Source organism: Methylomonas sp. MK1 (assembly GCF_000365425.1).
In the GTDB taxonomy this organism is placed as follows: Bacteria; Pseudomonadota; Gammaproteobacteria; order Methylococcales; family Methylomonadaceae; genus Methylomonas.
The window spans coordinates 503127-529244 of sequence record NZ_AQOV01000002.1 but is presented as its reverse complement, the minus strand read 5'-3'; the positions used below and the strand labels follow the sequence as shown (position 1 = coordinate 529244).

General features: G+C 48.0%; 27 protein-coding genes. 1 reads left to right on the top strand and 26 read right to left on the bottom strand.

The window, feature by feature from the left end; all coding sequences use genetic code 11:
• The 7 genes from xerD to ffh all read right to left on the bottom strand — a co-directional run bounded on the left by xerD (position 1) and on the right by ffh (position 4808).
• A complete protein-coding gene (gene xerD / locus G006_RS0119295) occupies positions 1–885 on the bottom strand; it encodes a site-specific tyrosine recombinase XerD (RefSeq protein ID WP_020484868.1) in 885 nt (294 codons plus the stop codon).
• Positions 882–1388 (bottom strand): methylated-DNA--[protein]-cysteine S-methyltransferase, encoded by a 507-nt coding sequence (locus G006_RS0119290; protein WP_020484867.1) that lies wholly within the window; start codon positions 1386–1388, stop codon positions 882–884. Before G006_RS0119290 ends, xerD begins: the two co-directional genes overlap by 4 nt.
• 95 nt (positions 1389–1483) lie before the next feature.
• Positions 1484–1831 carry a 50S ribosomal protein L19 gene (gene rplS, locus G006_RS0119285; RefSeq protein WP_020484866.1) on the bottom strand — a complete coding sequence of 116 codons (348 nt, stop codon included), beginning with the start codon at positions 1829–1831 and terminating at the stop codon, positions 1484–1486.
• Positions 1832–1843: 12 nt separating this feature from the next.
• Entirely contained in the window at positions 1844–2584 is a 741-nt protein-coding gene (trmD, locus tag G006_RS0119280; protein ID WP_026147178.1) for a tRNA (guanosine(37)-N1)-methyltransferase TrmD, read from the bottom strand.
• A 10-nt stretch (positions 2585–2594) separates the two neighbouring features.
• On the bottom strand, positions 2595–3086 hold the full coding sequence (gene rimM, locus G006_RS0119275) for a ribosome maturation factor RimM (RefSeq protein ID WP_020484864.1): 492 nt from the start codon (positions 3084–3086) through the stop codon (positions 2595–2597).
• Between the two features lie 26 nt (positions 3087–3112).
• Positions 3113–3364 carry a 30S ribosomal protein S16 gene (gene rpsP, locus G006_RS0119270; protein WP_020484863.1) on the bottom strand — a complete coding sequence of 84 codons (252 nt, stop codon included), beginning with the start codon at positions 3362–3364 and terminating at the stop codon, positions 3113–3115.
• An 88-nt stretch (positions 3365–3452) separates the two neighbouring features.
• The gene (gene ffh / locus G006_RS0119265; RefSeq protein ID WP_020484862.1) at positions 3453–4808 is read right to left on the bottom strand and encodes a signal recognition particle protein; all 1356 of its coding nucleotides are present in this window, start codon (positions 4806–4808) and stop codon (positions 3453–3455) included.
• A gap of 126 nt (positions 4809–4934) precedes the next feature.
• On the opposite strand from ffh, the gene G006_RS0119260 reads away from it, so the two are divergent.
• On the top strand, positions 4935–5732 hold the full coding sequence (locus tag G006_RS0119260; RefSeq protein WP_020484861.1) for a cytochrome C assembly family protein: 798 nt from the start codon (positions 4935–4937) through the stop codon (positions 5730–5732).
• A 43-nt stretch (positions 5733–5775) separates the two neighbouring features.
• Here the strand turns inward: G006_RS0119260 and G006_RS0119255 are convergent, their stop codons facing one another.
• From G006_RS0119255 to G006_RS0119165, 19 genes are all read right to left on the bottom strand, one after another.
• Complete coding sequence (locus G006_RS0119255; protein ID WP_020484860.1) at positions 5776–8271, bottom strand: motility associated factor glycosyltransferase family protein; 2496 nt, start codon at positions 8269–8271, stop codon at positions 5776–5778.
• 106 nt (positions 8272–8377) lie between these two features.
• The gene (locus G006_RS0119250; RefSeq protein WP_026147176.1) at positions 8378–9232 is read right to left on the bottom strand and encodes a flagellin N-terminal helical domain-containing protein; all 855 of its coding nucleotides are present in this window, start codon (positions 9230–9232) and stop codon (positions 8378–8380) included.
• Between the two features lie 546 nt (positions 9233–9778).
• Positions 9779–10111 (bottom strand): hypothetical protein, encoded by a 333-nt coding sequence (locus G006_RS0119245; protein ID WP_020484858.1) that lies wholly within the window; start codon positions 10109–10111, stop codon positions 9779–9781.
• Positions 10111–10497, bottom strand: coding sequence for a flagellar export chaperone FliS (gene fliS / locus G006_RS0119240; protein WP_026147175.1), 387 nt, complete (start codon positions 10495–10497; stop codon positions 10111–10113). The genes G006_RS0119245 and fliS overlap by 1 nt, the downstream gene beginning before the upstream one ends.
• 15 nt (positions 10498–10512) lie before the next feature.
• Complete coding sequence (fliD, locus tag G006_RS0119235; protein WP_020484856.1) at positions 10513–11910, bottom strand: flagellar filament capping protein FliD; 1398 nt, start codon at positions 11908–11910, stop codon at positions 10513–10515.
• 26 nt (positions 11911–11936) lie between these two features.
• Positions 11937–12374 carry a flagellar protein FlaG gene (locus tag G006_RS0119230; RefSeq protein WP_020484855.1) on the bottom strand — a complete coding sequence of 146 codons (438 nt, stop codon included), beginning with the start codon at positions 12372–12374 and terminating at the stop codon, positions 11937–11939.
• A 63-nt stretch (positions 12375–12437) separates the two neighbouring features.
• The gene (locus G006_RS0119225; RefSeq protein WP_020484854.1) at positions 12438–13289 is read right to left on the bottom strand and encodes a flagellin domain-containing protein; all 852 of its coding nucleotides are present in this window, start codon (positions 13287–13289) and stop codon (positions 12438–12440) included.
• 127 nt (positions 13290–13416) lie between these two features.
• Positions 13417–14469, bottom strand: coding sequence for a nucleotidyltransferase family protein (locus G006_RS0119220; protein WP_020484853.1), 1053 nt, complete (start codon positions 14467–14469; stop codon positions 13417–13419).
• 12 nt (positions 14470–14481) lie between these two features.
• Positions 14482–15120, bottom strand: a complete 639-nt coding sequence (locus G006_RS0119215; protein WP_020484852.1) for an acetyltransferase — start codon at positions 15118–15120, stop codon at positions 14482–14484.
• Positions 15117–16184 carry an N-acetylneuraminate synthase gene (neuB, locus tag G006_RS0119210; protein ID WP_020484851.1) on the bottom strand — a complete coding sequence of 356 codons (1068 nt, stop codon included), beginning with the start codon at positions 16182–16184 and terminating at the stop codon, positions 15117–15119. The genes G006_RS0119215 and neuB overlap by 4 nt, the downstream gene beginning before the upstream one ends.
• A complete protein-coding gene (gene neuC / locus G006_RS0119205; protein ID WP_020484850.1) occupies positions 16181–17359 on the bottom strand; it encodes a UDP-N-acetylglucosamine 2-epimerase in 1179 nt (392 codons plus the stop codon). Before neuC ends, neuB begins: the two co-directional genes overlap by 4 nt.
• Positions 17359–18498, bottom strand: coding sequence for a LegC family aminotransferase (locus G006_RS0119200; RefSeq protein WP_020484849.1), 1140 nt, complete (start codon positions 18496–18498; stop codon positions 17359–17361). Before G006_RS0119200 ends, neuC begins: the two co-directional genes overlap by 1 nt.
• Positions 18491–19471, bottom strand: a complete 981-nt coding sequence (locus G006_RS0119195; protein WP_020484848.1) for an NAD-dependent 4,6-dehydratase LegB — start codon at positions 19469–19471, stop codon at positions 18491–18493. The genes G006_RS0119200 and G006_RS0119195 overlap by 8 nt, the downstream gene beginning before the upstream one ends.
• A complete protein-coding gene (locus G006_RS0119190; protein WP_020484847.1) occupies positions 19468–20169 on the bottom strand; it encodes an acylneuraminate cytidylyltransferase family protein in 702 nt (233 codons plus the stop codon). The genes G006_RS0119195 and G006_RS0119190 overlap by 4 nt, the downstream gene beginning before the upstream one ends.
• Positions 20170–20178: 9 nt before the next feature.
• Positions 20179–21864 carry a hypothetical protein gene (locus G006_RS0119185; protein ID WP_020484846.1) on the bottom strand — a complete coding sequence of 562 codons (1686 nt, stop codon included), beginning with the start codon at positions 21862–21864 and terminating at the stop codon, positions 20179–20181.
• A gap of 24 nt (positions 21865–21888) precedes the next feature.
• Complete coding sequence (locus tag G006_RS0119180; RefSeq protein WP_200860475.1) at positions 21889–22500, bottom strand: TylF/MycF/NovP-related O-methyltransferase; 612 nt, start codon at positions 22498–22500, stop codon at positions 21889–21891.
• A gap of 179 nt (positions 22501–22679) precedes the next feature.
• The gene (locus tag G006_RS0119175) at positions 22680–23870 is read right to left on the bottom strand and encodes a class I SAM-dependent methyltransferase (RefSeq protein ID WP_235048890.1); all 1191 of its coding nucleotides are present in this window, start codon (positions 23868–23870) and stop codon (positions 22680–22682) included.
• A gap of 3 nt (positions 23871–23873) precedes the next feature.
• A complete protein-coding gene (locus G006_RS0119170; RefSeq protein ID WP_081607977.1) occupies positions 23874–24725 on the bottom strand; it encodes a phytanoyl-CoA dioxygenase family protein in 852 nt (283 codons plus the stop codon).
• 206 nt (positions 24726–24931) lie between these two features.
• Positions 24932–26104, bottom strand: a complete 1173-nt coding sequence (locus tag G006_RS0119165) for a hypothetical protein (RefSeq protein ID WP_152428972.1) — start codon at positions 26102–26104, stop codon at positions 24932–24934.
• Positions 26105–26118: the final 14 nt, after the last annotated feature.

Genomic DNA, 26118 nt, shown 5'->3' with positions numbered 1-26118 from the left:
TTAGCCTCTTGGATGATGTTGGGTATGTAACGCTTTCAAACGCTGTTGGGCAATATGCGTATAAATTTGGGTAGTGGATAAATCCGAATGACCAAGCAATAGTTGTACGACTCGAAGGTCAGCACCATGATTCAACAAATGCGTGGCGAACGCATGGCGCAGTGTATGCGGCGACAGATGTTTATCGATACCGGCCAGCGCGGCATAGCGCTTGATAATATGCCAAAAAGCCTGTCTGGTCATAGATGTGCCCCGGTTGGTAACAAACAGATAGTCGCTTTGTCTATTTCCCAGAATTGCTTGTCTGGCAGTAGACAAATAGCGCTCGGTCCAATCCATGGCTTCTTCGCCAACCGGCACCAGGCGTTCTTTGTCACCTTTGCCGACGATACGCAGACAACCTTGCCGGAAATTGATTTGACCGAACTTAAGTTCGACTAATTCTGAAACCCGCAGCCCGGTGGCGTAAAGCATTTCGAGCATGGTTCTATCCCTGAAACCCAACTTATCGGTAATTTCCGGAGCGTTTAACAATAACTCGACGTCGGCTTCCGACAACGAATCCGGCAACGTGCGACCAAGCTGTGGCGCATCTATCAATTGAGTAGGATCGATATTAATCTTACCTTCGCGCAGCAGATAACCGTAAAAGCGCCGCAAACAGGACACTATTCTGGCCGACGAACGACTGGTTATACCTTGTTGCTGTCGGTTAGCCAAAAAGCGCTTGATCGTCGTTTCGTCAACAGTCGTTATATCCTTATCCTTCAGCCACTTCGCAAACAATTTGAGATCGCAGCCATAAGCCGATAGCGTATTGTCGCTTAATCCAAATTCCAGCCATAACGCGTTTAAGAAAGACTCTATGGTCTGCGCCGAATTCATTCCCCGGCCAATCCCAAACCACGCTCGTACTCAAGTAAACGGTGTTTAAGCGCGACAAACTCGCCATCAGCCTGCCCCATAAAACCGCCGATGCCACGCTTTGCCACCACCCGATGACACGGGATAATCCCCGCATAAGGGTTATTGCGGCAAGCTCCTGCTATTGCCCTAGGTCCTGAGCCCAACTTCTCAGCCAATCCCGAGTATGTTTCTGCTTGCCCGACGGGAATGGCCAATAGCGCGCTCCAAACGGCATTGGCGTATGCGCTACCCTGGCTTAGCAAGTTGACATGCAGCTCAGTTTGCATCGGGTTTAACAGATAACTTTGCACGCGGGCAGCCTGCGATGACAAAGTCTTGGTTAACTCGCCACCAACATGCCAAGAGGCATCCGTAATGATTTCACCGACCATGGTTAATCTCAATTCCGCATCGAGTAGTGGCACTGCGAGCAAGGACTCTTCGCCATCCGCAACAGTTTGCCAAACGATATGTAAAGGCATCACTTCTCTCTTGCTATCGGCAAAAAAAAAGGCAGCTAAGCAGGCCGCCTTTTCTGATTAACTGATTCGCTATAAACGAACCAGATTGCAACGTATTAAGAAAGTTTCTCTTTGATACGTGCGGCTTTACCAGCCAAGTCGCGCAGATAATAAAGTTTAGCGCGACGAACGTCACCGCGACGTTTCACTTCAATACTGCCAACCGATGGACTGTGGGTTTGGAAAACACGCTCAACACCCACGCCATGCGAAATTTTTCTGACGGTAAATGCTGAATTCAAACCGCGATTACGTTTAGCAATCACGATGCCTTCAAAAGCCTGTAATCTTTCCCGCGTGCCTTCAGTTACTCTAACTTGCACCACGACAGTGTCGCCAGGTCCGAATTCCGGTACATCTTTTTTCAGCTGTTCAGCTTCCAATTCTTCAATAATTTTACTCATAACCACACCCTATTAAACAACTTCAGTTCTAAATTCTTTCAACAAAGCATCCTGCTCTGCGCTTAATGTTACTTTTCCAAGCATATCCGGGCGCCTCGACCAAGTCCGTCCCAACGCCTGTTTCATACGCCATCGTTTGATGTCGGCATGATTTCCGCCGAGCAGTACATCCGGGACGTCGCCAATATCACTATGCTCGGGCCGCGTATAATGCGGACAATCCAACAACCCATCAAAATGCGAATCTTGTTTAGCAGATTCTTCGTCGCCAAGTACGCCAGGAATTAGCCTGGTAACTGCATCGATTACTATCAAGGCTGCCAGCTCGCCACCACTGATGACGTAATCCCCCAGCGACCATTCTTCGTCGCAAGCATGCTGGATAAAACGCTCGTCTATACCTTCATAGCGACCGGATACGAGGATCAATTGGTCATAGCAACTCGCATCCAACAACAACTCCTGATTAAGCAAACGCCCCTGCGGACTCAAGCAAATCACTTTGCTATTAGCCAAGGCATTATGCTGTTTGGCTGCATCTACCGCGTCGAGCAAAGGTTGGCATTTCATTACCATGCCCGGCCCGCCGCCATAAGGTCTATCATCCACTGTCCGGTGTTTATCGTGCGTGTAATCACGAGGATTCCAAACGGACAAATCAACCAAGCCTCGCTCAATTGCTCTACCAGTTACCCCGTAACCAGCGGCATCCGATACCATATCAGGAAAGAGACTGATAACATCGAAACGCATGCCTTGAGAGTTAAAAGTCAGGATCCCAATCGACGATAATCAGACCATCGTCAAGATCAATTTTTAAAATAGTACTCTGCTGCAAAAACGGAATCAGGCGCTCTACGTCGCCATCAACTACTACCAACACATCATTAGCGCCAGTTTCTAACAAATGATCAACCTTGCCTAATTTGCAACCTTCTTGATTGCGTACTTCCAGTCCAATCAGATCGGCCCAATAATATTCGCCATCGCTGGCTTTGGGTAGTTGTTGCTTGCGTATCAGAATATCAGCCCCCATCAACTCAGCGGCAAGATCTCTATCGTTAATGCCTTGCAATTCTGCGACAACTAAGCTGCCTTGCCGCCTGCCACCAAGCAATTTAACTTCTTGGATTTGGCTATTCTTTTGGAGAATCCACGGCGAATACTGCAATATATTTTCGCGGGGATCAGTGAAAGAATAGACTTTTACCCATCCTTTTACACCAAAAACGCCGGACACTTGACCGACGTTCAAAAATTCCCCTGCTGGCAAAACTAAAATTAAGCGGCTGCTTTATCGGCGTCTTTGATCAATCTAGCGACGCGATCAGTAGGTTGCGCGCCATTGGATTTCCAGTATTGGACGCGTTCGCTATCCAATACCAATCTTTGCTCACCACCGCGGGCTAAAGGATTGAAAAAACCTATGCGCTCAATGTAACGACCATCTCGACTGCTTCTGCTGTCGGTAACAACAACGTGATAGAAAGGACGATTCTTAGCGCCGCCTCTGGACAAACGAATGCTTACCATTTGGATACCTTAAATAACATTGAATCAAAAAACTTAATCAAACTATTCTACGCGATTTTCACAATAAGTGAAGGACAAATTACGACAATCACATTCTCATGCCGCGCATATTGCTCTTCAAGCCGCGCATCATGTTGGCAATATTGCCCTTGCTGAATTTTTTCATCATCTTTTCCATCATTTGATGCTGCTTCAGCACACGATTTACAGCCTGCAAGTCCAAGCCGCAACCATCGGCGATACGCTGCTTCCGACCGCCTTTAATCAGATCGGGAAAACGCCGCTCTTGCTTAGTCATTGAGTTGATTACGGCAATCTGATGCGCCAGATCTTTGTCGTTGACTTTATCCTTAATATCTTTGGGCACTCCGCCCATACCCGGCAGCTTATCCATCATCGCGCCAAGCCCGCCCATATTCTGCATTTGTTCAAGCTGCTCCTTCAGATCGTTCAAATCGAAGCTTTTGCCTTTTTGCAGCTTTTTGGCTAATTGCTCGGCCTTTTTCTTGTCGACATTTTGCTCGATATTCTCGATCAGCGACAACATATCGCCCATGCCCAAAATGCGGGAGGCAAGACGATCAGGATAGAAAGGCTCCAAAGCATCGGTTTTTTCGCCGACACCGATAAACTTGATAGGTTTGCCGGTAATATGCCTGATGGAAAGCGCCGCACCGCCACGCGCATCGCCGTCGGCCTTGGTCAGAATTACACCAGTCAAAGGCAAGGCATCGTGAAAAGCTTTAGCGGTATTAGCAGCATCTTGGCCTGTCATGCTATCAACCACGAACAAGGTCTCAATCGGCTTGATCGCGGCATGCAAAGCCTTGATCTCAGCCATCATCTCGTCATCGACATGTAAACGACCGGCAGTATCGACGATAACCACGTCTAAAAATTGACGCTTTGCCGCATCTATAGCTCTATTAACAATGTCGACCGGATTTTCGCTGGCATCGCTTTCGAAGAACTTCAAGCCAACATCAGCGGCTAATGTCTCTAACTGCTTGATCGCCGCAGGACGATAAACGTCAACGCTAACCACTCCAACTTTTTTCTTTTTCTTTTCTTTCAGATGGCGGCCTAATTTTGCCACCGTAGTGGTTTTACCGGCACCTTGCAAGCCCGCCATCAATACAATTGCCGGCGGATTGGTACGCAAGTTCAGCTCTTCGTTCGCCGAGCCCATCACTTTGACTAATTCAGACTGCACCACCTTGATCAGTGCCTGCCCGGGAGTCAAACTGGTTTGAACTTCCTGACCCAACGCGCGCTGAGTAACTTGATCGATAAAATCGGTCACCACCGGCAAAGCAACATCGGCCTCCAGCAAAGCCATTCGGACTTCGCGCATGGCGTCCTGGATATTGCTCTCGGTCAGACGACCTTGGCCTTTAATTTTTTTTAGCGTGCCACTGAGGCGATCGGATAAATTATCAAACATAGCTGCGTCTTTATTTTTATAGGGTTCCGGCGGATGTCTGCCAACACAAACGGATTACAACAATTGGTCTGCTTAGTTTAACATAACCCTATCGCAACACCTTTTGATTATTCCCCTGCCATCGCCATGTACACCACACCCGTCGGCCTATTTTCGATATTAAGCTATGCGATTGCCGCGACATTCATCGTTAGAGAAATCTTTGGAGCCAGACAGCACCAGTTATCCATGCAACTAGCTTGGCTTGGCGCAGGGCTGCATAGTGTCTATACCGTGATGAACGTGCAAAATCATGAAGGATTCAACTTCAGCTTTTTCAGCACGGCATCGCTGGCAGGTTTGGTTATTTGCCTTCTACTGTTAATTGCCTCGCTGGACAAACCGGTAGCAAAACTTGGCGTATTGATTTTCCCAGTGGCGGGAGCGATGCTGGCTTTAGATATGAGCTATCCGGCAACACCACACTTGCTGATTAATCATAATTGGCAAATGAGCACCCATATCCTGACATCGATATTAGCGTTTAGCCTGTTAAATATCGCTGCTTTACAGGCCATTTTATTGGCCGTTCAGGATCAACAATTACGCCATCACCACCCCAAACGCTTCATGTTGGCTTTACCGCCTTTACAGGCCATGGAATCGCTGCTGTTTCAAATGATTGCGACGGGATTACTGTTTTTGACCGCATCATTGGTCACCGGCTTCTTTTTCGTCGAGGATTTATTTGCACAGCATTTGGTGCATAAAACCGTACTATCAATCCTGGCCTGGATAATTTTTTCCGCACTACTGTTCGGCAGGATTCGCTACGGCTGGCGTGGACAAAGCGCAATTCAGTGGACCCTTATAGGCTTTACTTCATTATTACTGGCCTATTTCGGCAGTAAATTGGTTTTGGAATTGATATTGAAAAAAGTTTGACCCTTTAAAAATAGCCCGAGACTACGAGGCACCATATCCGCGGCTAAAATCCGGCGGAAACCAACGCAGCCTTCATGGTGACAGCAACTTCAAGATCAGGTTTTTGAGCCAAAATATAATCCAGCATCATGATAGCCGCATCATAGATCCCTTGCTCCGTATACAAGTTAGCCAACTTTATTTGCGCCAATGTATCGTTAGGGAATTGACCGATGTAATTATTGTAGGCGTCTATCGCGACCATCACATCGCCATGCAACCTTTGCATTTCCGCATACAAGGGCAAGTAGAAAGGATTCAATTGCGACAAACACTGTAACGCTAAATTGGCGGTATGAGCGTCATCGCTATCGATACCAATATCCGCAATTCTTATCAGTGCCTGCTCGACCAACACACCACCACCGTCAACAATTTGTCGATATGCATCCAGAGCCAGTGTGGGTTTTTGCTGCAACTCAGCCGAGTAACCGGTAATCAGCTGCCGATAAGGCTCGACCGCCTGTTGATCCTGGTGTTTGTCCAAACTGGTCAGCAAATCACTCAATTCTTCGATTTTTTTATGCTTGAATAACAAGCCAGCCCTTTGCTTCAGACTGGAAAGATTTCCCTGACTTTTGGCCTTGGCAAAATGCCGAGTATTTTTGTCATGAACAATCTCTACGAAGCGTTTTTCAAAATCGGCAAATTGAACCTGAACATCTGCCGGTAGCTCTGCGGCAATAGCCTTCCACAATCTTACACGCCCAAAACTTCTGTCCTTTCGATATTGCTCGATTACCAAACCAAAATTCGGGGCATCCGCATATTCCTGCTGTCTGGCTTGAACTCTTTCGACAGCGCCATCCAACAAGCACATCAATTTTGTAGCGCCTTCCCGATAGGCATCGTAGAAAACGTTGCCAAGTTGCTTCGCCTCTTCCGCACTCCATGCTTCATCGTTGAATGCTTTAGTCAACTTGATAAAACTTCTGATACCAAAGCTCTTTACCAACTTGCTGTAATGCCTATGTTCGCGTTTAAACTTCTTTTCGATCTGATCGAGTCTTTTTTTATCCTTATAGTTTTCAATGACTCCATCGGCACTATACATCTCGTCATTGACACGGCGGGCATTCTCCGCCAGACGGGCAATTCCTTTGATCTGAAATTGGGCACGTCCCAACTCATCAAGAATTTGTTTATGATAATTATTATGTTCAGCGGATTCGCTAATCCGCTCGGCTACAATTTTAGCCACATTAATGGAACCATCCCCAAATTCGATTTCGGATATGGGTAAATACTCAATATTGTCGACTTTGGCAGAACCGCCGGAAATATTGAAAATCCGACATCCCATGCCAGACAACTGTTTCGCCTGGAAACTCAGTGAGAGAATGGCTTGAGCGAAGTCGCAACTAGTAGGCGCCATGAATCCGGCGTTTGTCTCTACTTGCAAGGATGTCAAATTAAAGCGTGGCCCGGCCATTTGCTCGTCGCTACCGGTGGCGTGAGTAAAGCCTTCCTTGGTGAAGCATAAGTCTACGCCGGCGAGCACCATTCTTTTGAAGCCAAAATGATACGCCACGCTCAACGCAGTATTGGTCACGGTAGGCCCCGCACTGCCAATATTCGCTACGTTCAGTGGCGACGGCCAAGGCAGTCGCGGACCAAGATAGAACCCAAGACCATGCCATTGGTTAACTAAAGTGGGGACAGTGTGGTATGAATACACAAAAATCGGCTTGCTGCTGAACTCGAGCATTTCCTTGCTGATATCAAAGCTCAGCTCAGTCGGATCCACCGAAAACACAAAATCCGGCTCGATATTGGCCTGTAATAACTGGCGAGAAATTCTGGAAACAGCAAAAACCACAACCTCGTTGCGATGCAACCTGAGCCAGGGCAAAACCTCGTCAAGCGAGGGGCCTCCTGCCAAAAGTAACACCGTCTTGTCGACAAAGGCCTTTTCGAGCAATTTTGCCGGCCTTCCATTATCGGCTAAATTAATAATCTGTCTGGCGATAAACGCCTCGCTACCCAACTCAACACTAATTTGCCAATGCAGTTGCGATAGCACTTCCGTGATATACCAACTTAACTCTGCATACTCCTCTATATAATCGTCTTGCGCACAAATTGCGTTGTAGGATCGTACTGCGTTGATATATAGATAATCGTTTATTTTGAAATTTTTAATAGCCTCCGGCCATTGTTCCAAACCGATACACAGAATCTTCTCATCCAATCCATCAAGCAATTGGTTGTATTTTAACCCCTGCAACACGCCTTCCGGTTCAATGAAGATGTAGCGCGTACCTTTTGGTAAAAACTTGCTTTGCAAGTATTTTGGCAGCAACCCGGAATCCGTGCCGATAATCACATTAAGCGCATCTTCAGCAAACAGATCCTTACCGTACTTCGCGTCAAACAGCGCTTCGGCACTAACTTTATCGAAGCTATTTCTATTTAGGTTGAAAAAATATTTTTCGCCAAAGTTATTTACGCATATTGGCCCTAAGTCATATTGTCTCACCTGATCAAGTTCATCAACCATTTGCTACTTCTTGATTAAAGTTTACGGAATCTCACTAGCTACGTATCAGCTTAGCATTCCTATATTCAAATGCACCGACTATTCAGGCTAAATATTGCGGTTACTTCTATTTCAATAATTGCAATACGCCTTGGGTTACTTGATTCGCCTGAGCCAACATCGCCGTACCCGCCTGTTGCAGAATCTGGCTGCGGCTTAAATTTGCTGTTTCGGCAGCGAAATCGGCATCCATAATCCGCGAACGAGCTGAACTTTGATTTTCAATGGAAGACTGTAGATTCGATATAGTGGTGGAAAACCGATTCTGAATTGCACCTAAATTCGAACGAAATGTATCGATTCTTCTGATTGCGGTATCAATAGCATTGATTGCTGAGCGCACATTTCCAGAGGTAGCAGCTGATCCAATTGAATGCTTGTTACCAAAAAGCGCGCTTAAACTTGTCACAGCTATCAAATCGGATACCGTAACAGATATCTGATTGTCTGCCGCCGTGTTAGCTCCAATCTGAAAGTTCGCATTCTTTAAAGAACCGTTTAGAATTTTTTTGCCGTTGAATTCGGTATTTTGAATAATCCTTTTAACTTCTGCACCCAATTGCTTAAATTCGGTATGAAGCTTTTGCCTGTCTTCGCCACTGACAGCCGCTCTATTGGCCGCCTGGACCGCCAAGTCCCGCATCCGCTGCAAAGTCTCAGTGATTGTACCCATCCCAGCTTCCGCAGTTTGGGCCATGGAGATACCATCGTTGGCATTGCGCATGGCAACAGTCATACCGCGAATTTGCGATGTCATCCGGTCGGCAATCGCCAAACCGGCGGCATCGTCTTTAGCACTATTGACTCTAAGACCTGATGATAAGCGCTCCATAGACATTTGCAGACTATCGTTAGTCCGCGTCAGAAACTTCTGACTATTCAATGACGCGATATTTGTATTGATGACCATTGATGATGGCATGATCGTTCTCCCGGTTGATACTAAGTGGAATAGGCATTATTGCCGCCACCAAACATCAATCACTTTTTATGCCAACATATAAAAATCCCTTTTAAATTCAATAATTAAAAAAATAAAACGCTATTAATATCATCAAACACGGCTGAAAGACACCAGATCAAAGGCCTTTTCGCCAATTAACCAGCCTTAAGACAATTAGAACGACATTTTTTTGACTCGCCCCTCCGAAATCTATTGTCTAGAAAACCCACATGCCAAGCACACCCAATAAAAATACAAAATATCAAATTAAATCAACAATATGCATACCCTTCACATATTTTGAGAATCGTTAATTCAATATACGAAAGGGTTACAAAAACGTCGAGGAAAGCTGTAAGCTGAAATCAGACAAGCAATTGATGATTGTAGAATAAGGCAAAGGGGAGCGGCATTTCATTGCCGCCAAGACCACAATCAAGAAATCAAGGGGTATATCGATACGCTGAACAGCGTGTTGTAACGGGATGATCTGGAAAAAACGAGGATAGGTATGAATCAGATGACTTAGTAACTGCTATAAGCCTGCATTGCCTTGCGGCCGCGATCCAAGACCGATTGCTGAGCAGCAGAGAGCGACTTTTGCTCTTCGATATAAGAAATAAAAACAGCATCCTGCTCAAGCATGGACTGAGCTAATTGCTTGATAAGTAGTTTTTTATGCTCGGGTAAGGACGCTACGCCCGCAAAAAACTGTTCTAAACAAACTTGCCTTTTATCCAAAATATCAGCCAGACTCTCCCATTCCGACTTTAGTATGCACTCTTGGATATTGTCGGCAAAACCTTGTAACTGCTGTTGCCACTCCAAGAAATTAGGATCAGGGAAATCAACAGACATTAGGCAATCGCATCCCAGGCCTCTTTAACGTCTTTCATCAACCCGGTCACCTCATTTAGGATGTCTTCGCTGTTTTCACTGCTTGCTTGTAACAGCCGAAAGTTGATGTAATCGTACAATTGGCGAAGATTGACAGCAATTTCGCCACCCTGCTCTAAGTCCAGCACCTCGTTCAGCCCACCTACTATGCCAATTGCCTTGGATATATAGATACTTTTCGCTTCCATATCGCCATGAGTAATTGCACCTTTAGCAGAATTGATTCGCGCCAAAAATCCTTCCATTAACATTTGTATCAATCGATGGGGAGATTCCTCGCCAAAATTGCTGGAGGTATGAACCTCAGCATATTGTCTAGCACCTTTTCTATGAGCATCAACGTACATGGGAAAACCTCTTTATTACAATTTGCTGATCCAGTTACTTAGAAAAGAACCGGTTGATTTAAATTTACCTACATTGACGTCCATGGCTGTGAATTGCTTTTGCAAAGTCTTTTGCAAATTATCTAATCTAACTTGCACGTCGGCTCTGCGATCTTCCAAGGTAGACAATTGTTTTTTCAGCGATGTTTGCTGACTATCCAATGGTCCACCCGATTGCAACAAATTATCTAATTTTGAGTAAAGCCGAGTCGCCACACCGTCAGACGACGAAAACACATCGCTAACCGACTGCAAGCTGGCACTCAGTGCAGTGTTAAGCTGCGTGCTATCCAATGACATCACACCATCTTTATCTATTTTCACGCCTATCATGGCTAATGAATTGTAATTGCCGGTCGCTGACGAAACTGGATTTGCCGAATCCTGTCTGACTTGGGAAGTCACATAACGCAACGTAGCGTCGCCGATTAACGCGCCATTTCCGGAACTACTACCGCCGGTGCCGCCACCGTATTTACCCAAATCTTTGGCGGTAGTGTGCAGTTTGTTGTATGCGGTCACGAAACTTGTCAGAGTTTTGTTGATGGCTTCATTGTCCAAACTGACATCAACGTTCACCTTGGTACCCACTTGAGCGGATTTCAAGTCTAAAGTCAGCCCCTGTACTACGTCTGTTATCGAATTGGTGCTGCGCGTTGCGGTCTGACCATCGACTTTGATAATAGCGTCGGTAGCAGTCGCCTGAGCACTCAAATTAGACGAAAAAATTTGGGATAATCCAGAGGTATCGGTGTTGTTTCCATCATCATCAGTACCCGTCACGGTAAATGCGTTTGCAAGTCCGGAATTTTTGGCTGTGAGGACCAGCTTGGAAATTGTACCGGTGCCGGTAGCGTTATCGACATTAACGATACTTGCGGTAACGGCGGTATTACCGGAAGCGTTGTTGATAGCATCCCTTATACCTGTTAACGAATTACTACCGGAACCAATCGTCACGTTGAACGAGGCTCCTGCCGTAGTAGCAATAGTCAAAGATCCTGTGCCTACAGTGGCAGCTGAGCTGGCAAACTCGGCCGAAATGGATTTTTGCGCCTTTGCCAACTGCGTAACTTCCAAGGCATAAGAACCCGCCACGGACCCCGCGCCCGCGGCAACCTTTAAGATTGACTCGTCGGCAGATGCGGCTTTATGCGTTTTGAATAGATTTCCATCTTTCAGTTTATTGACCGCAGTCTGAAAATCCGACAACGCACTTTTCAAGCTGCCGATTCCGCTTAATCTGGTATTTGCCGCGTCTTCTTGCCGCTGAATCGCATTTAGTGCCGGCTGACCTTCAGCGGTCACTAATTGACTAACCAGTGTGCCAATATCGATACCGCTACCAATACCCGTTGACGACACGATGCTCATGACACTCTCCTCACCCGACTAACTTGCTAAGCACGATCCTGAATCATAGAGCCTTGCTGGCCATCCAACTCCTGCATTCTTCTGATAAACGCCAGCATTTCTTCGGACGGAATTTGCCGCACGACATCACCAGTTTCACTATCAACGACTTTCACCACTAATTCCTTGGTTGAATCATCTACTTTGAATTGGAGATTACGGTTAACCGATTGAAGCAACGAATTTCCTTTATCCGCCGCTTTTTTTACCGAATCGAAAGAAGGCTTAACTTCATTCTGTTTGTCCTGATCTTGGTTCGAAACTGAAGAGGATACAGTCGAGTCATTTTGCAACGCGGAAACACCAGGGTTACGCTTGTCAGCATCGACCCTGGCTCCCGCAAATGATTTTTCATCCGTTTGCTTATCAGCTTTAGCAACAGTCACGGGAGATAGCTTTAACACATTTGAAATCTCACTGTTCATGACATTCACCTTATGCTTTTCGTATTAAACGGGAGGTTACGGTCCGCAACCCCCCTATCAAAACTACCTTAGCAAACTCAACACGGATTGACCGGACTGATTAGCCTGCGCCAGCATCGCTGTACCGGCCTGTTGCAATATTTGCGTTTTGCTCAAATTGGATGTTTCTGTAGCAAAATCGGCATCCAGGATACGGGATCTCGCGGCGCTTTGGTTTTCTATCGAAGACTGCAGGTTGGCTACAGTAGTAGTAAACCTGTTTTGAATAGCACCCAATGTTGAACGGAAAGTATCGATCTTTTTGATCGCACTATCAATAGCTGAAATTGCCGATCTAACTTTGGCGGAAGCCGCACCCGAACCGATCGAATATCCCGCAGCGCCAAACAAGGCACTAAGACTGTTAACTTTTTCCAAGTTCGAAACAGTAACAGAAACTTGGTTGTCTGTCGTGGTATTGGCACCTACTTGGAAGTTAGCACCCGCCAATGAGCCGTTCAAGATTTTTTTACCGTTAAATTCGGTGTTCTGAATAATCCTTTTGATCTCAAGACCCAGCTGTTTAAATTCGGTTTGCAGTTTGTCCCTGTCGGAACCACTTACCGCCGCCCTGTTGGCCGCTTGAACCGCAAGGTCACGCATACGTTGCAACGTATCGGTAATAGCACCCATACCGGATTCCGCTGTTTGCGCCATCGAAATACCGTCGTTGGCGTTTCTCACTGCTACGGTCATACCGCGAATTTGCGATGTCATTTTATCGCTGATGGCTAAACCCGCCGCGTCGTCTTTTGCTGAGTTAATCCGCAAACCAGAAGACAAACGCTCCATTGAGGTTGCTAGCGAATCATTGGTTTTATTCAAAAAACGTTGACTGTTCAACGAATTGACGTTTGTGTTGATTACCATTGCCATGATGTTACCCTCCAAATTTCGAGAACGTTCAGCGCTTCGAAGATTTTGTGTTGTGTTGAATTAAAAAGATTTGTTTCAAACTCGAATGATGTATCGGCCCGGGTTTGGAGAACTTTAACCCTCTAATTCAGAAATACTTGGCGAATTCGCCCTGTGCTCTTAGAAAATCGGCTTCGCGACCTATATCCAACCAATAGTCATTGACCGGGAACATAGAGACTATCTCGCCTGCAGCCACTTGTTGGTTTAATAAGGTCGGCATATCCAGCTTTTGCTGCATTGCGATGCTGTTGATCAAACTGTGATCCAGCACATAAATTCCCGCGTTGGCCAAGCAGCTTTGCAAGGGCTTTTCTTCTATCCCTACGACTCTTTGCTGCTCCAATCTCACGACGCCGTAGGGAATTTGGTATTCGTATTGGCGTACGCATAAGGTAGCGATAGCTTGTTGCTCGTTGTGATAGGCCAATAACCTGGAAAAGTCGATCTGAGTCAGAATATCGCCGTTCATCACAATCAAGGGTACGTCCGGCAAATTGTCCGGCATTAAACCAATCGCACCCGCCGTACCCATAGGCTCGCTCTCGTCGATATAATCGATTTTGATGCCCCAGCGCCCCCCGTCACCAAAATAGTCTTTGATCTGCTGCGCGCGATAGTGCACGGCAATGTAAAACTGCCGAAAACCCGACTTAACGAAATTCTCAATAATGGTTTCCAAAATCGGCTTGCCACCGATTTCTAAGAGTGGTTTGGGGCATTCGTCCGTATAGGGCCGTAAACGCGTACCGAATCCACCCGCCATCAAAAAAACCGGGTTTGGGAATGCCGGCTGCTTGTACAGCGCTTGCAACGACTCCAGGCGCACCACCCGGCCTTGTTCATCGACAACCGGCAATTGGTAGAGATGATGGCCTTCCATAATGGCTATCAATTGGGTCTTGCTGTCACTTAAAGGGGCAACTTTCGGCCGCTTATTCATCACCTCAAAAACCGGATGCTCCAAAGACAATCCGCGAATCAAGGCCCGACGAATATCACCATCCGTGACGACACCCAGCAATTTTTCTTGGTCGTCTACGACTAGAGCAATCTGCAAGGCGGCACGATCAATCACCTCGATAGTCGCTCGCAACGTCGCTTCTGGTCGAATCAAAACCTGCTGCCAATGCTGTTTCATTTATTAATCCAGTTACAAATCCTGTATATGCGAACGCGGTGGATAGACAATCTGCTTACAACCGATATCGCGCGTCACCACGCTGCCCGCGCCCACCACGCTGCCGGAACCGATTCTTAGGCCTTGAATGATGGTGGCGCCGGTGCCAATGTGCACGTTATTGCCCAACTCCACCCCCCCACTCAGCACCGCACCCGGCGCTATATGCACATCACGACCAATGCGGCAATCATGCTCTACAATCGCCCCGCTATTGACTATGCAGTTTTCAGCAATTTTTGTGCCTGCCTGAATAATGGCGCCGGCCATGACCTGTACGCCCTGTGCGAGTTGCACGCCACCGGCTGTAAACGCGCGCGGATCAACTAACGTTTGAAACACATACCCTTGCTTCACAAATTGTTCATATAGGTTTCCGCGCAAGCCAGCGTCGCGTGGCAAAGAACCTATACCGTTAACCAACTCGACGCCGCCTGCAGCGTAAGCCCGTACGTCCGTGTCTCCGCCCAGTATTTTGACCCCAAAATGCTCGCTTCCTGGCAGTCGGTGCGGATCGGCCATGCCCAGTATTTCGATTTCCAACCGCCGTAACATGTCGAGCAACACCCGCGCATGCCCACCGCCTCCCAGTAAAATGACCGGTTTACTCATTCGATCAAATCATCCACGTCATAGCTACGATGACTGGTTTGACCAAGTAATCGCCAATATTCCATCGGATTCAGACCGGTTCCGGGCCGCTTGGTCGTCAAATTTTCGGCACTAAAAATTTCACCCGCGGCTATTGATGTATGCGCCACCAAACTTTTGCGGGCGACCGTACGATTTTGTAATTCCAAGGCTTGCGGCATCTTGCCCGGACGACCAAGCGCCTGTTCGACGGCGCGAATATCCCGCACCATATGTTTTAATTCAGTCGGTTCCAATGATACTTGGTGATCCGGACCTTTTTGACTGCGATCCAAGGTAAAATGCTTTTCGATCAATATTGCACCCCGCGCCACAGCGGCAATCGGCACGACCAGCCCTTCGGTGTGATCTGAATAGCCGACCGGCAATCCAAACGCCTGCTGCAACACGTCCATCGCCCGCAAATTCACATCTGTCATCGGCGTCGGGTATTCGCTGGTGCAATGCAGCAAGGTGACTTTTTCATGTAAAACCGCTTGTCCCGCTTCCAAGCCGTAGGCTTGCTGAAATGCAGCCAGAGACGGTTGCTCCCACCCCAAAAAGCCAAACGCCAATACACCCAGCGCCGCTTCCACTTCACCGAGAGTGGCCATACCGGTAGAGACAATAATATCCTTCCCGGTTTGGGCATGGGCCAGCAAAAACGGCCCGTTGGTAATCTCACCCGACGGAATTTTCAATCTGGATAGACCGAGTTCGTCCACCAAAAACGCTAAACTATCGAAATCAAACGCGGTCGAAAGAAACTCAATACCTTGGCGTTGGCAATAGTCACGCAACTGAAAATGAAACTCGTATTTCAGCTCCAACTTACGCAGCATATCCAATTGGCTCTCGGCTGCACCAGTGCTTTGTTTCTGATACTCGGCCTTGCTCGCAGCCCGAGTCACTAATTTCTCTGCCTTGAAAGTCTGGAATTTCACCGCATCGGCACCCGCAGCTACCGCCGCATCGACCAGTTCCATGGCGGTTTGCAAACTGCCGTTATGATTGACACCTGCCTCAGCAATGATGAAAACACTCATACAACCACCTTTAAATCGTAAAAACGCTTCTTCAGCAGCCCATCCACAGGCGTAAGTTTGAGAAGCTCTTTAATCTTCGCCGAAGCGCCGCCCTGACCGCAGGGGTTTTCGACACACTTCAGGGTATTCGCAAATTCGCCGGAAAATATTTTTAGCAGGGCGGCGCGGATCGCATCGGTTTGCGGCGCGCAGTGGATTACGCTACCGGCACAGATCCGTCCTCGCTGGCGATCACCAATATTGACGGTGGCAACCTTAAACGCCGGCGCTTCTAAAATACCGCTGGAAGAATTGCCAACTACAGCGTCGACCAGCTTCAATGCAGATAGATAACGCTGAGAGCCCATGGAAACAAAGCTGGTCACCCGATCCGCATGACGTTGCCGATAATCTTCTATCATCCCGGCTATGGCCCTGCCATCGGCATCGGCATTGGCGTGGGTAAATATGATATGAACGTCATCGAACTCATCCAAGGCCCGCAATAACCGATCAAACTGCTCGATAGTGGTAGCCGTTTCCAATGTAACCGGATGAAAGGTCACCAACAAATTACGTTTGCCAAACTTAAAACCAAGCACCTGCTCCAACTGTTCTTTGTCGAGCAACGGCAAGCGATAAACATTATCCAGTCCCGGCGCGCCAACATTGAATACCCGATCAGGCTGCTCGCCGAGTTGAACCACCCGCTGCCGATAAACCTCGGTTGAGGTGAAATGCAGGTGAGCCATTTTGGTAATGGCATGGCGAATCGCATCGTCCACCGCGCCTTCGGTGAGTTCGCCGCCGTGGACATGTGCAATGGGAATGCGTAAGTTCATCGCCGCCTGTGTTGCCGCAAAAATCTCGAAGCGGTCACCCAACACGACGACAATGTCCGGTTGCAATTCATTCAAAGCATCGGCAAATCCAATCAAGCCCAAACCCATGGCCTTACTGATACCCACCGGTGTATCCGAAGATAACAGCATTTCGACCTTGCGATTGATAGCAAAACCGTCGGCGGCAATCTGTTGCCAGGTCAAACCAAACTCCGGCGACAGGTGCATGCCGGTTACGATTAATTGCAACGCCAATTCACTATCATCCTGAATGTCTCGTAACAACCAGTACAACAAACCGTACTCAGCCCTGGAGCCCGTGATAACGCAAATTTTGCGCGGCACATTAGCCATCACAAGACCACGCTACTGGGGACGTTGACCAGTCGCTCTGCCAAACGCCTTGATTGCACCAAGCTGTGGCGTTGGCAATCTTTATACATCGGCAGGTCCACCATCAAATCCCATAGCGGGCGCGTCATGACGCCTTGAGCGTTGCTGTATTCAAGGAAGGCATCGCGTTGCACCACATCATCCAGTAACAAGGCATTCAGCCAGTAATTAGAACAAGCATCGCTCGGTTCCGAGACGATTTCCACACCCGCGCCCGCCGCCCATTCCAGGTAGCTCTGCGCCAACACGCGTTTGCGTTCGACGAAAGTCGGCAATTGCTCAAGTTGAGCCAGCCCCAACGCCGCATTGAGGTTTGGCATCCGATAGTTAAAACCGATTTGATCGTGCGTAAATTTCCAGGCGTGCGGCAGCTTTGCGGTGGTTGTGAGATGTTTGGCCCGCCGCGCGAGATCATCATCGTCGGTCAAGATCATCCCACCACCGCCCGTGGTGATGATCTTGTTGCCGTTGAAACTGAGCACGCCCAGTTTACCGAACTTCCCACAATGCCGGCCGTCAAGTCGGCTGCCCAAGGCTTCGGCGGCGTCTTCCACCAACGGTATGCCGTAGTCGTCGCATACTCGTAACAATCCAGCCATATCGCACGGATGACCGAAGGTATGCATCGGCAAACAGGCGGCGATGCGCTTACCGCTGGTTTTGTTGTAAACGCCATCGTCACGGCGCTCGCAGTATTGCTCTAAAAATTCCGCCAGGGCTAGCGGCGACAAACCCAGCGTCCCAACCTCAATATCCACAAACACCGGCTCTGCACCGCAGTAATGAATGGCGTTGCAGGTGGCAACGAAAGTCACGGCTTGAGTAATCACTTCTTCGCCCGGCTGAACGCCGGCCAGCAATAGGGCAATATGTAGCGCAGCCGTGCCGTTGACGGTCGCTATGGCGTGTTTGGCGCCTGTGTATTCGGCGATTTTGATTTCAAATTGGCTGACGTAAGGGCCAACGCTGGATACGAAAGTACTGTCGATCACATCCAGCAAATACTGCTTCTCGTTGCCGGCAAAGCGCGGTTCGTGTAGCGGAATAAAATCATTGGTTTGATAAATCTCGCGGACCAGGCGGATAAAACTGTCAAACATTGTAAATATCCGCTTTATATCTTTTCAGATTGTCTGCGTTGCAGAACCAAGCCACGGTGCGGCGCAAACCTTCTTCCAAACTCACTTGCGGCGCAAAATCCGTCAGTTGCTTGATCTTGCTGTTGTCGCACCATAAATGGTTTACTTCCGACTTTTCCGGCCGCAGCCTTTGCTCATCGACCAAAAACTCGACATCGCTGGCCATGATTCTTTTTATCAGATTCAAGGTATCGCCGACCGAGATTTCAAAATTGGAACCGATGTTGACCGTCTCACCTATGGCCTTATCCGATTCGGCCAAGGCGATGAAGCCGCGGCAGGTATCTTCCACATAATTGAAATCGCGAGTCGGCGACACATCGCCGAGCTGGATCTGTTTTTTACCGTTGGCTATCTGGGTGATGATGGTCGGAATCACCGCCCGCGCAGATTGCCTGGGGCCATAGGTATTAAAAGGCCGAGCGATCGTCAGCGGCAGATTGAAGGCGTTGAAAAAACTCATCGCCATTGCATCGGCGGCGATTTTCGAGGCGCTATAAGGCGACTGGGGCTGTAACGGATGCTTCTCGTCTATCGGCACATATTGCGCGGTGCCGTAAACTTCGCTGGTGGAGGTATGAATCACTCGCCCGACGCCATTATCGCGCGCCGCCTGGCATATATTCAGCGTGCCGCGGATATTGGTATCGACATAACTGTCCGGGGCCTGGTAGGAATACGGGATGGCAATTAATGCCGCCAAATGGAACACCGTATCAACATCACGGCAGGCAAGGCGGCAAAACTGCGGGTCGCGTACATCACCACAAATTACCTCAATTTGGTCTTTACAGACCACATCTTCGAGCCAACCCCAGTTGTTGAAGGAGTTATATTGCGCCAGCGCCCGCACCTGAAAGCCGCGCGCTACCAACATTTCCGTCAAATGCGAGCCGATAAAACCGTCGGCGCCAGTGACTAAAACCTTGTTCATACCAGTCCTTGTTTAATAAAAGCCTCGGCAATAGCCCAGTCTTCTTCAGTGTCGATATCTAGACTTTGCACTGTATCCATAATCAATGGCACCGTTTTTGGCGGATAAAACGACTTGAATGTCAATAAATGGTCCGTCCTGCACAAGTACATTGCGCCGTTCGGCGTCAGCAATGGTTCAGTCTGCTGACGCGATGTCTGAGTCGGCTTGTCGGTATTCAGCGGCACCATGAAGCCACCCTCCAAGTTAAACAGTGTGGTCAGATCGCGGTGGATTTCTTTGCAGCCGATCACCGAGTCAGCTTCCCTGTCACTAGTGATCGCAACAGCCTGACGAAGTATAGCTGGAGAACGAAAAGGTGACGTAGGTTGCAACCACATCGTGAAATCGGGTTGATAGCCATAGTGGTCGACGAACCAAGCAACGGCGTGCTCTAACACCGACACTGCTGCCACGTTGTCTCCGGCGTAAACAGCGGGTCGGAGAAACGGTACGCAAAGTCCAGCTTGGCGCCCTAAAATTGCATACTCTTCGGAATCGGTGGATAAAATCGTAAAGCTGTCTGGAATTGCCGCCTGAGCAATACTCGCGGCCGTCCACTCCAACAAGGGGCGCCCAGCCAGCAATTTTATGTTTTTATCAGCTAAACCTTTAGAGCCTGAACGCGCTGGCACCACAATCAAAACCCGTATCGTCATCCGTTTATCCTATAGCTGATTGCCGATCAGATTGGCCATCACAGTGTCCCGTTGCTGCTCACAAAGCCTATAGAAATCAATCAGCCGCTGAACTTGTTTGTCCATCGACAAGCATTCCCTCGCCTCAACCACGCCTGCGCGCAAACTGTCCCAATCCAAGTTTCGCAAGAAATTGGGTAAGTCACGCAATTCGGTGGAGGAAATCGCAACCCCGCAGCCGTACCGCTCGACAAATTCAGCAGTTGCCTCGGCCCGGCAACTGACCAAAACCGGTAAACCAGCTTCGAGATACGTGAACAACTTGGCCGGAATCAAAGTTTTAAAATGTTCCGGTCCGACCAACAACTCATCAGAATAATCGTAAACAATCAGCCCGAAGTCGTAATTGCTAATGATTTGAGCGATACGCCCCGGCAATTCACCTTTTAGAAAACGGTAATTCGGGTACTGTTCCGCCAGCTCGAGATGGGCCGCGTAGACGTTTAGATAGTCCTCCTCAGCCATTTTTAGCGGATTGTTGAAGACGTCCAACTCCAAACCTTGGCTGACAATGGTTTTGACCGTATCGACCAACTGAGCATCACCGAACAAGGCAGCGGGATGTTTGGAATTCAGGGGCGGGACCCCCCCGGCAAATACTAATCGAGCATGTTTAGGTATCGACCGCTTCGAGCGATCCGCAACGCAAAATTCCGGCAACGGGTAACACAAAAACTGTAACCAGCGGTTCCGCTGTGAGAGTCCGCCAAACAAATCGACAATACGGCTACTACCTTGGTAAATGATACCGTCAGCATGAATGACCAAATATTGTTCGCAAGCTAGCTGCACCCTTTGCAATTCTGCTACCTCCTCGCCCCAAGTTTGACGCATGTAAGGAAGTAACTTTGGGAGAGTATCAGTCGGTAAAAAAAACGAGTTTATATCCATCAACTCTACAAACTGCCGGCAGTTGTCGGGTAAAAACGCGTCAATCAACACGGGGATGTGATAGCGAAACAACCAACCTTGAGTATGAAGCACCGCCCCTTGTGCAGTTTGCAACCACAATAAGAAACTAAGCAGGTCGGTAGTCAAAATATCATCGAAATATCCGGATTTGTGATCACGTAGATCGGGATTAAAGGTGACGGCAACCGTATGGACGCCCCGCTTACGTAAGCTGGCACTCATCCGCAATTGGTTGTAATAAGCGTTTTTAGCAACAAAAATCACCATGGGATTGTCGCCGGTCAACAACTGATTTAAGCGCCCTGCTAAGCGGCATCGATGCTGGTACAAGAACAACGCATACGCCTTTTGCACCTTGGCGCTGCGGATACTGAACACATTAGCAGGTGCCAACTTGCAGTCATCGTAGATAAATCCTTCTAACACCGCGTCACCAGCACCACCGCGCTGTAGAGGCACCCCGCAAAAGTGGCGACGATTAGTAGGATTGTCGAGTGGATCGATCTCCACCTGATAGGGTAGTGCGGTCAACTGTTCGCATAACAGGCTTGTAACCGGCGAGATACCGCGAATCGTGACCGTGCCCCTGGGCAAATACTCTTGTAATACACAGACTAAGGCGTTTGCGTAAGCTTCATGATTGAACGATTCGCCATTCAGTAACTCACGCCAACCGTCACCCAGCGCAGCCAAAGCGCTGGGTCTAAGTGCAGCGGCGTCGGTAATCGCATCGCAGAATTTCATAGCGGCGCTTCCTTCACTACTTCGCTACGGCTTGATCAGATAGGCGGCCGGCGAGTTGGTCCACTCTAGGGTACGTAACTTTACTTCCGGCTGATTGACAAAAAATTCGTCAACCGCTTGGCTTTCTCCCTGCCATTCCTTCAATGCATATTCATCGAACAGTACCAAGCCGCCCCGACTGACTTTCGGCCAAATCGCAGTAAGCGCTGCCTTGGTTGGAGCGTACAAATCACAGTCAAAATGCACCAATGAAAACCTTACACCGGGGTTATCGGCCACAAAACGCGGCACGCTGTCGGTTATATCTCCGTTGATTAGCTTCACCCTAGGCTTCCAAGTAACAAACCGATCCGCATCGAAAATAGCGAGCGCTGCTTCTAATTCACTTTTAAAACCCGACGAATCGTAACCTCCGAAAACCTTATTCACCTCTGGCGTCAACTGACCGTCTTCTGAGGAAAACCCGGTAAAACCCTGCCAATTGTCAAAACCATAGACAACTTTAGTCCGGTCACCAATCGCATATGTTTCCAGTAAATTCGCCCAGGTCATCAGGCTCAGCCCCCGAAACACTCCGAACTCGGCAATATCGCCCGGTACATTCAAAGTTTGTTTAAAAAGCTCGGCATGCGCCAAAAAACGCTTTAACCACTGTCGACGAGCCAGAACCGGAAATAATTTGACCGCAGTTAGCGGATCGATTCCGAAATCGGCGCAATGGTCTCGTAGACTATCCTCTGTCGCCTGATCAGGGCCTGTTTTTCGAAAACCATCGAACGTACTCATGCGTGTCTTAAACCTTTAAATTAAGCAAATCAGTTTATAAATGTGTCACCCGGCGGCAACAGGTAGTCTGCAGACAGGCTGCCGAGTCGACGGCGTATTTGCGCGGCCGTCACTGGCGGCAGAGGCATTAATACTTGCGCTCTACCCGGCACCGCATTTGGTGCCAAAACCGGGCAACCGCGATACAGCTGTCCTTGCCTGGATAGATCCTCATCGACAAAAAACTCAATCCGTTCGGCCAACAAACCGTGCAACCAGTTTGCCCCGATCGAGGTACCGAAAACGCCCACATGTTCAGTATCAACCCCAATAGCCTGCGCCTGGAGAGCACATAACCAAGCAATACTGGACACCACCGCAGCACGTGACTCAGCTTGATCGCCAACCGGGCGAGTTAAATGCGGCTCACCGCGCTTAACCACAATGCTGATTTCCTTCGGTATCAATTCGATATCTATTGCTTCAATCGCTAGGCCGGCTTCTGCCAACAGCTGCGAAATACTGCTGCCGGTGAAATGCGAGCAATGATCAAAAATTGCTAAATCAAATAGTGAAGAGGGAAAATGCGGGATTTGAATCAACGCTCGGCTGTCGGCGTGCATCAACGACCGCATTGCCTGCAGGAACGGCAGCGGTTCAGTGACGTGCTCAAGTACATGCACCGCCGTAATCAAATCGAATTTGCCAGAAATTTCACGTAAATCTCCGGCAAACACCTCGACAACCCCAGGTATCGCTAACACGCGCTGAGCGTCGGGTAAATGCGGGTCATAGCCAAACAATTGCCAACCACTGGCAAGCTTAGAAAAAGCGGTAAGCGTTGGACCGGTGCCGCATCCTAAATCCAAATACGTGCCGCTGGTCGCCAGCGGACGATGGCGAAAAAAATGTCCAAACATCAGCTCAGAGCGAGGCAAGGCAAGGCCGCTACCTTGGTCGAATATGACCTGCTCAGTACGACCAGGGGTTTGATGATAAAGGTCGTAACTGCCATAAATTCGTGAGGCAGACTGACGCCAAGCGGCATCCACCACTTTTTGCACTAAACCGCACACTGGGCAAATCGCTACTAAAAATGAAGCGGGCCAGGCTCGGCAGTCCGAAGTGACCGCAGCCAGTCCGCGCGACTGATCAAATACGCTGAGCGAGTCTGCGCCACAAGCGTGACAAACTAGGCTTTCCAATCCATCCGGCGTGCTTAAATTCGGTTGTTCAGCCAATGCTCAAACCAACGGAAAAGTCGGACAATCGATCAGGGCGCCAGCCGGGACATTTATTTGGGCGTTCATGCTGGCTGCCGTACCTTGACGCGGCGAATAACGGGTGGGGCCAACCAAGTAACGCAAGGAGATCGCACGCCGCTGCCGGGTCGGGGAAGTATTTGGAAATGAGCGATGCCAGGTGCGCCCGTCGTGCACGGCAACACCGCCCACGCGCAGGCTAACCGCAGCAGTATCGAATTTGTCGTCTGCAATATCGGCAGGCGTCAAACATATATCTCCGTCTCCAAGGTTAGCCCCGGAATGTAAATCGAACGGCGCGCTGATACCCGCCTTATGGCTACCTATCGCATATTCCAGACCGCCGTTCTCCGGGTCAACATCGTCGAGTGGAATCCATAACGCAATTTGATTCTGCGGCTCAAACGGAAAAAACGGATTGTCCTGATGCCAGCTCAGCATACCGCCTTCCAATGGTGGCTTGGAAAACACAATAGTCTCGAACAAACGTAACTCGGTTTCACCTTGGCTGGCCACCGCTAACTGCCGGGCAATTTGGCTGGAAGATTCTCCCAAGGCAATCTCTCGCAGCGCAATAAACTCAGCAAGCGGCCGTATTCGCTTGACATCGCCCTGAACATGCCGCCAAAAAACAGCAGCGGGTTCGGCAGATGGCAAATAGGAAGGAGTATCGGTTGCAGAAAAAGCATGCCATTCGTCCACTATTTGTTTAAGTAATTTTTTATCGAAAAAATTATCTATGGTAACGAAACCCTGTGCACAAAAACGCTCTATATCTATTTTAGATAGTGGCCCGGGAGTTTTATCAAACCTATATCGCGAGTTCTCTAACATATTATCTGATTATCTTAGCCTGTTATCAAAACACAATTAATTCAAAAAGATTTCAATGTGAGAATTGATGCCCGACAAGCGTACAACCAACTCCTTAACCAACGAAAGCCTTACCAAAGACGCTTGAAAAACTTCTGCGAAAAAATACTGAATCATTGCCAAAAATAAAATTTGAAAATTTCTACCCACAAACCACTAACACCCTCTTAAAACCGCTGCAAATCTTGTATAATTTTTCGTACTCGACAATCCCAAGTGTGTGCGCTATTAATAATATCTGTTACCTCTTGTCTTATCTTACAATCCTGCTGCGATCTTTCGCAAGCCATCTCGTAAACTGCATCGAATGACTCCCAACGAAATTCGAAATAATGCCGCTGCGGCTCAAAAAAACTATGTAAACCTCTTCTCGGGATGGTATTTGTAAGCACAGGAATTTCATCGAAACGGTCACCGCCGTTATCATCGTACCAAAACAGCGTTCCACCAGAAGCTAGGCAGTCGATAGACCGAAAATGAAACCCTACACCATCGTGCAAGTTGAATTTCGACTTTATAAATAGTTGTCTCATTTCTTCAGTATTATCGATAAAACCTGAATAATACTTTCCATATTTAGACCAAAACTTCCAATTTTCACTACCATAAATCAACAAAGACTTACTTCTTTCCAGTACAAAATCAATCAATTCTGTACGATTACTCATTCGTTTGATCCTCACCAATAAGTCGTAATACATATCTTTGGATAATTCGACAGCCTCTCCCAACTTCTCTGTCAATATATCATCGATGACAGTAACACATTTTTGGTGATTGTGTTGCTTGTACGATACCTTCGCCATGTGAGCAACATAAGACGCGAGTAGATCGGAAAAATAGATTTCCCGCTCTTCATGCCTTATCTTTCTTGATAACTCGAAATCTCTCCAAGGATAAGGGATATGTCCGATAAAACTAAAATCTATTTCCTTGATTGTATTTGGATCAAAATAAAACGAATCAGTGCACACACCTGGCGGCAACCATTCAGTATGTCCTCCAGTATCGAAATGAAACTCCCAATTGGGATCGAATGTATAGGTAATTTCGCTTCCGCGAATTTCAGACTCACTTCGTCCTTGCATATCGACCACCCACGATATGTGCTTTATACCTAACTCATGCAACAACGGAATTTCGTCTTTGACTCGATTCATTTCAAAAACAACATCTGGCTTATACTCCTTTAGCCAAATGTTCATTTCATCTGCATCTAATAATCGGCAATCACCACTAACCTCAAAACCGTGACGTAAAAATGATATTTTCAAAAACCCAAAAATTCGTTGATGAAATACACTAGCGGTTGGAAAAAATATAGAAATGCGCTTATTCATGTAAATTGTCGCGA